Genomic DNA, 14,473 nt, shown 5'->3' with positions numbered 1-14,473 from the left:
CCTCCAGCTCCCGGATCCGTCGCTGCTCCGGCGTCAAAGGCCGGCCATCGCCGGCCTCCCCGGCACGATCCGCCTTGAGTTGCTCGACCCAGCGCCGAACGGCCGTCTCGCCCACCCCGGTGTCCCGCACCACTTGCGGCACACTCTGGCCCTCATCCACCACCATCCGGGCCACCCGAAGCTTGTACTCCGGATCAAAATTCCTGCGTCCCATATCGTCTCCTCGATCAGATCCCAATCATTCCACCGATCGAGGTGTCCACGAAAATTAGACCAGCACAGACCTCTTCAGCGACTTCCCGGATCAGTCGCGAGAGGTGGATGTGGAGGTCCTTTGGCCACCGCCGGATCGTTTCCCGCTCAATGTCGACGGGCGGACGGTGCGCGAGCGGGTGATTGCGGACCTGGTGTCTGCGGATTCGCCATTGGTGGTGGCGGGCTACGGGGCACTGGAAGAGCTCATCCGTCTGGAGGCGGATCTGGGGGAGGTTCGGCCGCTTCGCGTTCTTTTTGGTAACGAGCCGAGTGCAGGGGAGGGTGGTCACCGCAGTCTGAAGGCGTCGAGTTTTCCCGAAGAGGTCGAGCAGTATTGGCTGGATAGAGGGATCTCCCTGCGCCTGTCGGCCCGGCTGATTCATTTTCGGGAGCGGCTCCGGGAGGGCGCCGTCGAGGCACGGTACTGGCCCGACACGCAGCGGCCGCTGCACGCCAAGATCTATCTCGGGGCGGGGGCCGTCACGCTGGGCTCGAGCAACTTCAGCAAGAACGGGCTGGAGCGTCAGCACGAGGCGAATGCGCGGTTCACCGAGACGGGCGAACCGAGGCGTCACCGCGAGGCGGCGGCGCTGGCCGAGCAGTTCTGGTCGCTTGGGCATGACTACACCGATGCGCTTCTGGCGCTGCTCGAGCGTCTGCTGCATGTCGTCGGGTGGCGTGATGCGCTGGCCCGCGCCTGCGGGGAATTGCTGGAGGGTGACTGGGCGAAGGGTTTTCTGCAGCAGGTCGACCGCGAGGCTTTCCGAGCTCTGTGGCCGGCCCAGCGTCAGGGGATCGCACAGGCGCTGTATCTGCTGGATCGTCAGGGGGCGGTGCTGATTGCAGATGCGACGGGTTCCGGCAAGACGCGCATGGGTGCGCATCTCCTGCGGGCGCAGCAGGCACGGATCCAGGGGGCAGGCGGGATGCCCCGCTCGGTCATGATTGCACCCTCGACGGTTGTGGAGGAGTGGGAGCGGGAGGCCTCCCGGGCCGACACCGCGCTGGATGTCTTTTCGGTTGGCCTGCTCAGTCACGGCAGCCGCAAGGCATGGCAGCTGGATGATGCCCTGAGGCGGGCGCGCCTGCTGGCCGTGGACGAGTGCCACAACTTCCACAATCGCCGCTCGCGCCGGACACGGCGGTTGTTTACCAACCATCTTGCCGATGACGTTCTGCTGTTCACCGCCACGCCGATCAACCGGAATGTCGATGACCTGGTCCGGATCGCGGATCTGCTGGGTGCCGACAACCTGCAGCCGAGCACGCTGGAGGCCCTGGAAAGGGTCAATCGCCCCGGTCGCTGGCACGGACTGGGCGAGGATGAGGCTGCCCGGCTGCGGGATGAGATCCGCACATTTACGATTCGCCGTACCAAGCGCATGTTCAATGCCCTGATTGATCGCGAGCCCGAAGCCTATCGGGACCACTCGGGACACCCCTGCCGGTATCCGGAGCACCGCTCGTACAGCTATTCCCTGGGGGAACCGGCTACCGACCGTGAACGCGCCAGTCGGATCCGGGGGCTTCTCGATCAGCTCTTTGGCGTGGTCCAGATTCCGGTGGTCCTGGAGCTGAGCGCCGTACAACGGCAGCAGGGGCTCACCGAGGATCAGTATCGTGACAACCTGCTGCTCGGGGCGCACAAGCTGGTCCGCTACCGGGTCATGGCGGCCCTGCGGTCTTCGCGTGCGGCATTGGTCGAGCACCTGTGCGGAACGACGGTGGCTCGGGCCGAGTTCGGGTTGGAGCATTACGCCAAGTCCGCCGATACAGGAGATGTCCTGGGCAAGCTCAAGCAACCCGGGCGTGTGCCCGAGAACCGGCTGGGCGTGCCCTTGCCTGCTTGGCTTACCGATGCGGACGCCTGGGCATCAGCCCACGCGCACGATCACCGGATCCTCTCGCAGGTCTTGGACGAGGTGCGCGCCATGAGTCCGGCGCGGGAGCACGCCAAGGTCGCCCATCTGGCCAGACTGGCGGCGCGCCACGAACGGGTGCTGGCTTTCGACAGCCGTCTGATTACCATCGCGGCCCTGAGCGCCCAGCTCGAAGAGCGGCTGCCGGGCGTCGAGATCTGGCAGGCCACGGGCAGCGACGAGCGAAGCCGCCAGGCGGTGCTCCGTGCATTTCGGCCGGGTGACGACGAGCAGGCCGGCGTGGCGCTGTGTTCGGATAGTCTGTCCGAGGGGGTGAACCTGCAGGCGGCCTCGGCGCTGGTCCATCTCGACATGCCCTCGGTGATACGCGTGGCCGAACAGCGAACTGGGCGCGTCGATCGCCTCGACAGTCCCCATGCCGAGGTCGAGGTCTGGTGGCCTCGGGATGCCGAGGAGTTCGCTCTCAGTGCCGATGCTCGCTTCCTGGACCGGGCCGATGCGGTGACGGAACTTCTTGGGACCAATCTCCCGTTGCCGGAAGACCTGGAACAGCGGTCACGGGATAGCGTTGACGCTGACACCCTGATCCGCGAATACGAGCGTACCGCTCGCTCCATCGAGGAAGCCGAACCGCATGATGCCTTTGCCGCAGTGCGCGGACTGGTGGAAGGCGCGGGTGCGCTGGTCGAATCCGAAATCTACGAGTATTACCGTCAGCGCTCCGTGCGGGTCCTTTCGCGGGTCAGCGTGGTGGCCAGCGACACGGTATGGGCCTTCTTCTGCCTGGCCGGCAGTGCGGACCGCGCACCGCGCTGGTTCTTCTTCTCCGGCCCGGATGCCGAAGCCGCGACTTCACTGGACAAAGTGGCCGCCGCGCTTCGCGAGCGACTGGCGCCCGATCCACCCAATGGTGAAATCGACGAGCCGGCCGCGAGATGGCTGGCGCACTTTTCCGAGCGCCTCCCGGAGGCCGAGCGGGCGCAGTTGCCGCTGCGCAAGCAACGTGCCCTGCAGGAGATGGCCGAGGTCCTCAAGGGCTTTTGCGAGGAGGCGGCTCGCCAGAGGGAGCAGACACGACTCGACGCCTACCTCGATCTGCGCAATCTGCTGGCGCAAAAGCCGGAGACGTTGACGGGCGGCGAGCCGGATTGGGAGGCACTCGCCAATCGCTGGCTGGAGCTCATCCGTCCCTACTGGTATCGCCGCCTGACCCAGCAGCGCCGGGGTTTTCTCCGCCTGCGGGATCTGCGCAAGGAGCTCATTGAGGCGGAAGCCGAACTGGGACCCGAGGTGCTGGAGGCGTTTGCCACCCTCCCGCTTCACAGTTCCGCGGAGGAGCGGGTAGTCGCGGCCATTCTCGGCATGCCTGTTCGCTGATCAGGCGCCGGCCGGGTCAGCCTGCTTCGTCGGAGAGATGGCTCATCGGCTCCATGCACGACCCACAGATAACCTCGGTTTCCGGTCGGGCCCAGACCCGCGCCTCGCAGGTCGGGCAGTTCATGCGCACACGGGGATCCGGGCGTGGCGCGGGCGGCGCGAACACCGCTGGTTTTTCGGTATCGTCGGGTATCGCGATCGTCTCGGCCGGTGCGGGGGCGCTGGCGACGGCCAGACCCTGTTCGGCCAGGGCCTCCTGCACCTGGGCAACCGATTCGGGATCGGTGGGGGCATGCCGGTCGAACCAGGGTAGTTCGAACCCGGTGGCCAGCAGGTCCGAGCAGGCTCGGGTGAACGGACCGTTGGGCTGGATGTAGTGCGTGACCCGACGCCCGGTCTGTTTGCCATCCGGCAGGCCGGTATCGCTCGGCACCAGACCGATTGCTTCCATCTTGCCGGCCCACTCCCGATTGTGGTGGTTCGAACGGCTCGGGCGGCCGAAGCACTCCTGCCAGTGATGCACCATCTCATGCACCAGCGTGGACAGCGCGACCTCCAGCGGATTCAGGGTGAAGTACCCCGGATGAACACCCAGCTCGTGGATGATCGTGCCGTCGCCGGAGATGAAGCGCTCGGCGTGGTGGTAGCCTCGCTGCCGACGGGAGCTGCGCAGCGTGATTAGGCAGGGCGGCAATTCGTTGTCGAACAGCCGTTCGTTGAAATGATCGAAGGCCCGCTGCAGGGCGGAGTACATCGACAGGGTGGGGGAGTCGGTCATGGTGCGTTTCCGGGATCGAGTCTTGAGTCCCGAGATTGTATCGCCCCGTTTTTGTCACAAATCCGGTCACAAACTGGGCGAGCCGAGACCTGTCCCGTCCAGGATCGGGTTCGTCCATAGAATCGTTTCACCAAATGCTTGGGAGAGAAATCGAAGGGTTATATATCAGACCTTTAATGATGTAGTATCTTCTCAATAATCATTTCAATTGGAAGGTTCGGATGAGGAGCAAGCGAGAGGCAGCGCATCAGCAGCTCGGCTTGGCGCTTGCCAGACTCGCCCCGGTGCGTGCAGCCGATCTTGCCCGCGAGCTGGGGCTGTCGGTCCCCACCCTTCACCGACTGCTGCAGGAGACGCCCGAGCCCGTGCTTGCGGCCGGGCGGGCCCGGCGTACTCGCTACGCTCTGCGCAGAGCGCTGCGAGGCGACTTCGCGCCCACTCCCATCCGTGTGATTGATGAAGCCGGCCAGCCGCACGAGCTCACGGAGCTCTCGCCCATCCAGCCACAGGGCTGCCATGCCGACTTCGGTGGCTCGGATTGGCCTTTGGAAGATGACGACGAGACCCCCGAAGGATGGTGGGCCGGTCTGCCATACCCTTTGTACGATATGCGCCCCCAGGGCTACCTCGGGCGCCAGCTGGCGCATCGCTTGCAAGACACGCTCGGGGTGTCACCCAATCCAGATGCCTGGAGTGACGACGATATCCTCTGGGTTCTGAGTCGTGTGGGGTCCGATCTCCCGGGCAACCTGGTCGTTGGTGATGTCGCATTCAAGGGCTGGCAGAAGGCCCGCCTGGATCCCCCTCCGATTCTCGGGGCGGATAAAATCGAAGGGATGTATGTGAAGGCGGCGGAGGAGGCCATCTCGCTGGGTCTTGCGGGCTCCAGTGCTGCGGGTGAGTTCCCGAAGTTCACCGCCCTTCGGGACCTGCAGGGCAGTCATAGTCCGCACGTCATCGTGAAGTTTTCGGGTGCGGACGAGTCCGCGACCGTGCAGCGCTGGTCCGATCTGCTGGTGGCGGAGCATCTGGCTCTGGAGGCGGTCGCGGCGCTCCCCGGCGTGCAGAGTCCGCCCAGCCGAATCCTCCAGCAACAGGGTCGCACGTTCCTGGAGATCGAGCGCTTCGATCGTAACGGACTGTTCGGCCGCAGCCCGGTGGTGACGCTGGAGACCGTGAACGCGGCCTTGCTTGGCCATGCGCCTTTGGCATGGGACGCCCTCGCCCAGGGACTCGCCGACAAGCGTCTGCTGGCGCCGGAGGCGGTTGCAGCCATCCGTCACATCACCTGGTTCGGAAGACTGATTGCCAATAACGACATGCACCTGGGCAATCTCGCCTTTCGACCGGAGGGCGGTCGGCTTGTCCTGTGCCCGGTCTACGACATGCTCCCGATGGCCTACGCGCCGCTCCCGGGTGGCGAGTTGCCGCGCGTGACGTTCGAGCCCGCCCTGCCATTGCCCCGTGAACATGGTGCGTGGGTCGCCACTTGTCACGCCGCGATCGGGTACTGGCAAACCGTGTCGGATGACACCCGCATCCGTTCCACGTTTCGCAGGATTGCATCCGAAAACGCCCTCGAGCTGCAAAGGCTCATGGCACTCGTTGTTCCCTGATCACTCGCCGTGCGGTGCCCATTGGACGCGGGCATCTATCTAACGACAATTACTCTGGCCGTCCAAGAAGACCTACAGCGTCAGATGCGCTCGGCATCCGCCGCACTCCGCATACGCTTGGAAATGCGGAGAAAGATCCGCATAATCTCCGCATATTATGCGGAGATTGGCGTGCTATATATCTGGGAGTTGACCGGTTGGCCCCACTGGCAGTGGGACGCGGAACATATCGCGCCGATGCTGGCCGCGGCCGCGCGCGAGCAGGGTCGGCTGCTCGGGCGGATGCAGGGGTTGGGTTTCGCGCTGCGCGAGGAAGCGTCGCTTCGGATGCTGTCGGAGGATATCGTGGATTCCGGCGCGATCGAGGGCGAACGGCTCCCCCTCGATCAGGTGCGCTCTTCCCTGGCACGTCGCCTCGGGCTGAAGGCCGGGGGACTGGTCGCTTCAGGGCGGGATGTCGACGGCATGGTCGAACTGATGCTGGATGCCACGAAGGCCTTTGACCGTGAACTGACAGTGGATCGGCTGTTCGACTGGCACGCGGCGCTGTTTCCGACGGGACGTAGCGGAATGACGCGGATTCCGGTCGCGCGCTGGCGGGATGACGAAGAAGGGCCGATGGATGTGGTGTCGGGTCCCGTTGGCCGGGAGACGGTGCACTTCTCCGCGCCACCGGCCGAACGAATCCCGGGGGAGGTCGACGCTTTCCTCTCCTGGTTCAAGACACCTGGACCGCTGGATCCGCTATTGGTGGCGGGGCTGGCTCACCTCTGGTTCGTGACGATTCACCCGTTCGAGGATGGAAACGGGCGTATCGCGCGGGCGATCGCCGATATGGCGCTGGCACGAGCGGATGGTTCGGCGGAACGTTTCTACAGCATGTCCGGGCAGATCCTTCGGGAACGCAGCGACTATTACGCGATCCTGGAGCGGACCCAGAAACAGGAAGACCTGGATATCACCCTGTGGCTGGAATGGTTCCTGGGCTGCCTGCAGCGTTCGCTGGACAGCGCTCAGGATGCACTCGAGCACGTGCTGTTCAAGGCACAATTCTGGGAGCGGTTCGCCACCGAGCCGCTCAATGCCCGACAGATCAAGGTGCTCAATCGCTTGCTGGATGGGTTCGAAGGCGGGATGACCTCTTCGCGTTGGGCCCGGATGGCCAAGTGTTCGCAGGACACGGCGCAGCGGGATATTGCGGACCTGGTGGGCCGGGGCGCGTTGAAGAAGAACCCGGGCGGTGGACGCAGCACGAGTTACTCTTTGCCAGAAACGCTTGCATGACCCCGATCAGGGCGCCGAGCTGTCAAGCAATGCTGATCGCTACCAACCACGTCATCGCGGTAAACCATTTTGATGAAGGTCCACCCGTCTCCCGCAAGAATGACGTAATCGCCGATCCCTACATGTCAGGTCTCAGGTGGTTACCTACCGTCGGAGAAGGAGCCGCTGTTTCGAGCTCGGGAGTGGCTGACTACCCTGTTGGCAGCTCCCCACCGGAGGTGATTCGATGTCCAGTGCGATTCACGTGAACGCCCGTACCACCCCGCGGACCCGGCGCGAGATTCAGCAAGCACCGCCATCGGTCCGTCACCGGGATCTTGCACGCCGCCTGGGCATCAGTCGCCATACGGTGATGAAGTGGCGCCACCGGGAAGACACCCAGGACCGGTCTCACCGTCCGCACCGGATGAAGACGGCCCTGACGCCCGAACAGGAAGCCATCCTCATCGCAGTACGCGAGTGGTTGTGGCTGTCGCTGGATGACCTGCTGATCGTGGCCCGCGAGTTCGTGCAGCCGGACCTGAGCCGCGCCGCCCTGGACCGCTGCCTGCGCCGCTACGGCGTGGCCAGTCTGAAGGCGCTCCGGCAGCAGGCCGAGGGGGAGCCGGCGCCACGCCGCAAGTCCTTCAAGGCGTACGCCCCGGGCTTTGTGCATGTGGACGTGAAGTACCTGCCGAAGCTGGCTGAAGAGTCCTCGCGTCGCTATCTGTTCGTGGCCATCGATCGGGCAACCCGCTGGGTCTACCTCGAGGTTCGTTCATCCAAGTCCGGGGCGGCCGCGCGAGGCTTTCTGAAGCGGCTGCTGGAACGGGCACCGTTCTACGTCACGCATGTGCTGACCGATAACGGCAAGGAGTTCACCGACCGTTTTGTGGTCACCGGAGAGCGCCAGCCGACGGGCCGTCACCCATTCGACCGGCTGTGCGCCGAACACGGCATCCAACACCGCCTGACCAAGCCGAGGAAACCCCAGACGAACGGGATGGTCGAGCGCTTCAACGGGCGCATTGCCGATCTCCTGCGCACCTACCACATCGACTCCAGCGAGCAGATGCAGGACGCCCTGTACCACTACCTATACCTGTACAACCACGCCATCCAGCAAAAGGCCCTGGGCCACCGAACGCCCGTAGCGGCCCTCAAGGCGTGGCAGCAAACCCACCCCGACTGCTTCCGAAAACGCGTTTATAACCAGCCGAGACCTGACACCTACATGGTTATCCGTCGTCTTCAAAACCAGCTGTTGCGAGATCACGCCTAAGTTCCTGCAGACGCAGCTCAAGCGCCGCCAGGAGAGCCTCTAGCACCTGCACCTCATCTCTCGGCTGTAGCCAATCCAGTTTCTTTCCTCCACCTTGTGAAACACCGAAAGGCAGTTCCGCCGCGCATCCTTCTACCTCTGTATCGATGCTTCGAGCGTGGGGAAGGGGAAGCGATCGTCTGGGGAAAAGACTAGCACTGATCTTGAATCGTACTTTCGGATCCTCAACCTTTAGAGTGGCGGGTCCTCCCTCAGGCTTCGGTTTAAATGGGGTAGAACCCGTCCGTTCAACGCCACTACTAGTGGTCCGGTGGCTGGGTCTGCTCCTTACGCAGGTCAATCAGTACATCGTTTAGCGCATCCCTGACGGACTCAAGTACCTGTATCTCTTCCGCCGGCATGAGCCATTCCAGCGTCCTACGGCCATTTGGCGCGATGCCGAAGGGCAGTTCCGCCTGCAGGCCTGTCACAGTCGTACGAATATTGCGCGCACTGGCAAGTGGCAGCATTCGGCTGCTGGGTATCAGATTTGCCTTGATGCTGAAGCGAATCTTGGGGTCTTCGACATTTACGCTTTTTCGTGCGTTTTGGGGCTTTGGGGAAAAGGGTTGGTCCATTATGTAATCCTTGCCGGGCGAAAGACCATCAATGGTCATGTTTTTCAGAGATCTCCTGATCTGTTTCTTTTTTGACGAACTTGCAGACGCCAGTTGGTTTCGCAGCAATGCGCTTTGCAGGGAGAGCTGCTTTTTAAAATTATCAACATGGGAGCGATCGCGGAAATGAAAGATAATCGCGATATGATCGCCATCGCGCTTGATCCTTATTTCAGCGGGCTCCTCGCCAACAGGGACCTGTATCGGCTGGAGATCGTGTAGGAACTGTGCGCCTAGCGAATCGGCGGTTCGTTTCTCGACTGCCTCGAGTAGGACTTCGATCGTGTGTCTGGAAGGTACATCCATGTATGCGCTCCTTTAAGCCTTGGAATGACAGTACCAATATACACCCTCGTGCTTGGGTCGTTTTTGCGTGCGAATAGGGCGCGAGGTTTCGGTGGATGCTTTCTGGGAAAGCAGTCGAAGCGCCAGGGAGAAACGACAATGGACGGCTCTCCGATGTCGATTGGTTGTGAGACGGATGCTCGACAATCCCCTGTCCTGAATCACCCACTTGCGTGCCAAACCACTACCCGCTGAATATCTTGCCTTGTCTGGTATCACCGGGAGTTCGAATACGAGATCTCTCTTTCGCCAGACTCTTAGTTAGCCATCGGTCAAATAAGCCTGTATGGCAAGAATTAGGAGATGGTGTCTGGTGCGTCCAATAGGCGGTATTGTCTGAGCGGTGGGAAGGTATTTTCGGACGATATCGGCGGCCTGCGCATGGGATGAAATGGCGATCAGCTCGAGTCCCAGCGCATGTAGGTCTTTGCGTGGTAGTTGTGCGATGGGGCGGGCGAGGTCGATGAGTGGTTCGGTTCGACTCCTCCGCTTCTGTGGGGCGCCTCTAAGAAATTGGAGTGTCAACAGCTGTTCGAGCCATTGAAGGTAGCTCCGGTCATGCGATATCTGGCCGATGGTACGATCTTGCGCGCGCGCGATCTCTTCGATTGACCAGCCTTCTCGGATGCTTATCGCTGTAGTGAGATACTGGACGAGGCGTTCGTCGGCCTGGTTTGGATCTGGCGATGGGGTAGTAGATAGGCCTATGTGTGAAGGGTCTCCATCGGTTGGGGCCGGGTAGTCACTCACGCGGTGATCAGCATCTAAGGGTGCCAAGGCAAGGGTATCGATGATCGCGGCATCCTCAGGCTGATGAGCACGGCGCTTGCGCAAGGCCGCTTGTGAGAGCGCACCCGGGCTTCGTTTGACCAAGGCGGCGAGACAGCGGCGGGTTGGCCCGGTCCACCCATGGGACACGTCGGTCATCAGGGGGATGGAATGGTCGTAGTGCATGAGGGTGGTGGAGGGGTGTCCATGCCCCAGTTGACGGGAAATGTATCGGTAGCGTGCGCGAAGTGACAGACGGGTCACTGTAGCGGTCGGTGATGTTTTGTAAGGTAGATCCAGCGTTAAGCTAGGAAAATGGTCGCAATGGACGTCGTAGCCTGCCTGCGTCGCGTAGGCATGCCGATAACTGTGCAGTCGGAATGGGGCTAAACAGTCGGATTGGAATAATTGTTGGACGGCTTCAGCGAAATGCGCGTGATAGTTCCGTTGCCAGTCCAAGGCGTTCCCATGAGGGGGAACCGGTAAGAGGTCCTGTGCAGCAAGCGATTGTGTTTTCTTGGTGACGTGGATGCACTCGTGCGTCCGGGTTGTTTCTCTGCGCGCTTCGCGCTCTTGGATTGTGGTAACGAGTCGTTTAGAGGCCAAGGACTTTAGCCATGCTTGACGTCGAGGATGTATCCAGAGAGCGGAGCGATGGTGGCCGATGAGATGGGCGTCGGCGGTTAGGGTCGGCAGTTCCCCGGTTCGCAGTTTGTACAAAAATTGGAGGAGGAGGGCGTAATGGATAACCCGATCAGGCGGGCTAGGTCGAGCGGGTAGCTGTGGGGATGGATCGGGGGCGAGGAATCGCAGGAGCCATTCTGATTCGCCGCCTGTGATGGGGTCGCCCGCACGAGGAAACGCAACCCCTAACTCGTCTGCTTCGGTCAACTGAGCGTGAACTTCCCGCGGTATGTCTTCCGGGTGGTCGCGGTTGTGCCTCAAAACCCATGCGACGGGCTTTTGCTTCTTTGGGTCGGCACAGATTTCGCTGAGGATCAGCTCGGCGGCCTCCCGCGGGTCTTCGCCCGCGTGGCCGGAGAGAGCGAGTTCCACCGCGTGGGTCAGCTGTGTCACGTATTGGTACGTTGTGGATGGGCGAATCTTTTTCCTGTGCTTGGGGGCCGTCATGTGATGACGGATTGCGCGGGCGAGAAGTAAAGGCACCGACCCTGCAAGGGATTCGGAAGCGAGGCGGTCTGCTGCGTTGATGACGGCTGTTGCGCGGTGGGGCACGCAATCCGAGCGCCAGCGACCGATGGCTTTGCGCATCGCCTCATAGTGGCTCAACGCAACAGACTGGGTCTGCATCCTTGTCTCGGTAGTGGATGCGGCTTCTGCCGGCCCAGATGCGGCCTGAGGAGCCACGCGACGCCCCGTCACCAAGGCGAGGAGTCGGTCGCAGCGTGGGCCGGTCGCTTCGAGGTCTCCGCGCTCCCACGCGGCCCGTGTGGCTGGTGTCGTGAGTCTGCGTGCCATGCTCACGGTGCGGCATACACTTTTCAGTGTGATTCCTCGCCCAAGGACTTTCCGGGCTGGGGGGTGAGTAAGGAGAGCCTTTAACGCGACTTCGCCGGATGGATGTAGGACGCCCCCTTCGTGAGCAACGCGGAACGCAGTGGCTTGGGCCGCAGACAAGAGTTGGATGCCATGGATATGGTCCGACCGGGGTAGGAAAAGAGCCGCCACATGGGTGGCATTCGGTACACGGCGCAATTCACCCTCCGAGAGGAGTTGCTTGATCCGTACGGGGTCTGTGCTCACACCCCATATCACACTGAGCACGAGCGCGGCCTGGTGGATCTGGCTTGCTGCCGCATCATCCAGATCCGAAAGCGGCCCGAGATCCTCGACCAGTCGCAGGAGCACCGTTTCGAGCGATCGTGTGAGGCGATATGCCTCCAGGTGCGTGGGCTGGATGACCGATACCGGGACGTTGTTGGCGGGATCCTCGTCATTCGTGTCGGAGGTGCGAGGGTCCGGGGCGTGCTCCTTGGAGGCGCACTCGCGAGCGAGCTGCGCGACCGTGGAATATGGGGTATCGCGGTCCGACGGGCGTTTTTCATCGTAGCCGGCTACTGGGCAGAGGTTCAGGTCCTCTAAATAACTCTCGATAAAAGGCGCGAGCCGCTGGGCCAGCGAGTATGGAGAATCGGGATCAGTCACGTCATAGGGCTCGCCGAGATGACGGTGCCCCATGTGCTGCTGGATGTCACAGCCCGGTGCGCCGAGTTCCTCGATTCGAGTGGCGAACCAGTGGCGTAGGCGGTGAATATCGACAGGGATCTGCGTGTGTGCGACCAAGTCCTCCGGGCGTAGCGTCCGGGGACTGAAATCGATTGGATCGAGCGAGAAAAATAGCGGCGCATCGCCGGAAAGGGCCCGTTCAAGATACTGGATAGCTGAACGTGCCTGCTCAGATAGATGTACCCGTAGCTCATCCCTGATGCGTCTCATTAACGCTGCCATGGACTGGATCTGAGCGAGGACCGATTGTGGAAGAACGACTATCCGGTCGTCGCCCCGATGGCGTTTATCCGACAGGTACGCGATGCCCGGGCCGGAATCCGAAAACTCGACGAGATGAGCGAGGGAGAACTGGGAAAGGCTGAATCCCATGCGATGGGCGGTTGCGGCCGCGAACATTAGCGCGGTGTGACGCATGAGGTCGCCGTGCCATTTAAGCGCACCCTGCAGGGACCAGCGCTTTGGGCGGCCATTCACGACCCGGCGCTGGGCCTGCGACATGAGGTCTCGGAGTGATTCGATGTTCAGCGCGCCCCGTGGGGCGCCCACACGGGTCCCGTCATACTGATGATCGACGTGGACCGTGATATCCGCAAGGTCCAGCGCGTCCTTGTATTGCGATGCCACTGTGCTGAGTCGAGGTGCGTAATAGCTCAGGGGCGCGGCGGACGCAAAACCATTTGTACCGACAACGATTTGGGCCGTCCTGGGGTGCCCGGTGACCTGGTAGAGCAGTACCGGAAGTACGCGTTGTAGGCGAACCTGGCTTAGTCGCGGAACGACTTGAGCGTGGTGCCTGAGCCGCTTCTCGAAGTCCGTTTTCTTGATGGCCGAGGGAATGGCGGGCGAGTGTAGGAAGGCCGGTATGCTCGTCTGTAGGGCTGCAGGGTAAGGCAAAAATAGTTGATCCTGATGAGCCGCTTGCCAGTCCCCCTCGCAGTCTGCTTGTGAGTACTCGATCTCACGGTCCCTTAAGGATATCCAATAGTAGCCGGTGAGTTGGAGGTGGATGCTGTCATCATACTGTTGGCCGTCTTGATCCACCCGGAAGTTCTGCAGTGCGCGTATCACCGTCGACGCACTTCGCGCCGTGGTCAACATTAGCGCGAGGACGAGGTCGATGAGGCCATCCTGATCTATGACTCTGCGACTGAGGTTGTTGGTGAGCTCCGCAAACAGCAGCCGCGCCTCGTCTGCGGAGAGACTAGCCTCGGTATCAGGTACCAGATAAGCACCGAACCGTAAGCGGCTGTCGGGTGCGGCCAATTCTCTCGTAACGAGAGCGTCGGGCTGGTGATCCGCTGGCTGAAAGTCGTCTTGCTGCAGTGTGCTCGTGGGGCGATCCGGCGCTCGGTTGGCTTGCGAGGGCTTTTGATCGGGGCGCGTCGCCCGGTTTCGAGGCGAGATCGCCTCAAGTGATCGGATGGCGAGCGAGCGGGCAGGGTTTCTCGTAAAACCTGCCGTATCCGCCAGGAGGTTGGCAGTTTGTCGGGTAATCTTGCTGTCGCCCGCTAGCGCTTCTTCAAATTGGTCAACCGCCGGAATCGGTTCATTGATCGAACTGATGTAGTTTGATAAGCGCTCAATATACCGCTGGACACCGCGTACTTCGGGAGATGCGCCATAGGTGTAGAGTGCAGCGAAGAGCCAGAGCCTAAGCGCATCCACGCCCGGCGGTTGATCGGCGCGATCGTGTAGGGCCGCGAATACGTTGCCTGACGGCCCTGTGCTGGTCTAATTTTCGTGGACACCTCGATCGGTGGAATGATTGGGATCTGATCGAGGAGACGATATGGGACGCAGGAATTTTGATCCGGAGTACAAGCTTCGGGTGGCCCGGATGGTGGTGGATGAGGGCCAGAGTGTGCCGCAAGTGGTGCGGGACACCGGGGTGGGCGAGACGGCCGTTCGGCGCTGGGTCGAGCAACTCAAGGCGGATCGTGCCGGGGAGGCCGGCGATGGCCGGCCTTTGACGCCGGAGCAGCGACGGATCCGGGAGCTGGAGG

Annotated in this window: 9 protein-coding genes; 5 read left to right on the top strand and 4 right to left on the bottom strand. The window is 62.1% G+C overall.

Translation table 11 applies throughout. The features are described from left to right. A partial coding sequence (locus D000_RS13590; protein ID WP_018873942.1) for a transposase occupies positions 1-214 on the bottom strand: 214 nt, incomplete at its 3' end. 109 nt (positions 215-323) lie between these two features. Here D000_RS13590 and D000_RS0112935 point away from each other — a divergent pair. After that, entirely contained in the window at positions 324-3,512 is a 3,189-nt protein-coding gene (locus tag D000_RS0112935; protein WP_231371022.1) for a helicase-related protein, read from the top strand. Positions 3,513-3,528: 16 nt separating this feature from the next. On the opposite strand, the gene D000_RS0112930 is transcribed toward D000_RS0112935, so the two are convergent. Beyond that, positions 3,529-4,290, bottom strand: a complete 762-nt coding sequence (locus D000_RS0112930; RefSeq protein ID WP_018873949.1) for a SprT-like domain-containing protein — start codon at positions 4,288-4,290, stop codon at positions 3,529-3,531. Positions 4,291-4,511: 221 nt separating this feature from the next. On the opposite strand from D000_RS0112930, the gene yjjJ reads away from it, so the two are divergent. The 3 genes from yjjJ to D000_RS0112910 all read left to right on the top strand — a co-directional run bounded on the left by yjjJ (position 4,512) and on the right by D000_RS0112910 (position 8,451). After that, a complete protein-coding gene (gene yjjJ / locus D000_RS0112920) occupies positions 4,512-5,906 on the top strand; it encodes a type II toxin-antitoxin system HipA family toxin YjjJ (RefSeq protein ID WP_018873948.1) in 1,395 nt (464 codons plus the stop codon). Between the two features lie 171 nt (positions 5,907-6,077). Next, positions 6,078-7,190 (top strand): Fic family protein, encoded by a 1,113-nt coding sequence (locus D000_RS0112915; RefSeq protein WP_018873947.1) that lies wholly within the window; start codon positions 6,078-6,080, stop codon positions 7,188-7,190. A 226-nt stretch (positions 7,191-7,416) separates the two neighbouring features. After that, on the top strand, positions 7,417-8,451 hold the full coding sequence (locus D000_RS0112910; protein WP_018873946.1) for an IS481 family transposase: 1,035 nt from the start codon (positions 7,417-7,419) through the stop codon (positions 8,449-8,451). Positions 8,452-8,750: 299 nt separating this feature from the next. Here the strand turns inward: D000_RS0112910 and D000_RS13585 are convergent, their stop codons facing one another. Further along, positions 8,751-9,413 (bottom strand): hypothetical protein, encoded by a 663-nt coding sequence (locus D000_RS13585; RefSeq protein ID WP_038047975.1) that lies wholly within the window; start codon positions 9,411-9,413, stop codon positions 8,751-8,753. Between the two features lie 300 nt (positions 9,414-9,713). Beyond that, a complete protein-coding gene (locus D000_RS14430) occupies positions 9,714-14,135 on the bottom strand; it encodes a site-specific integrase (protein ID WP_231371021.1) in 4,422 nt (1,473 codons plus the stop codon). Positions 14,136-14,259: 124 nt separating this feature from the next. Here D000_RS14430 and D000_RS13575 point away from each other — a divergent pair. After that, positions 14,260-14,473, top strand: a 214-nt coding sequence (locus D000_RS13575) for a transposase (RefSeq protein ID WP_018873942.1), incomplete at its 3' end; no start/stop codon positions are given.

The sequence above is a fragment of the Thioalkalivibrio sp. ALJ16 genome, assembly GCF_000377345.1.
GTDB lineage: Bacteria > Pseudomonadota > Gammaproteobacteria > Ectothiorhodospirales > Ectothiorhodospiraceae > Thioalkalivibrio.
The sequence above is the reverse complement of the archived record's forward strand: the minus strand, read 5'-3'. Positions and strand labels throughout refer to the sequence as shown.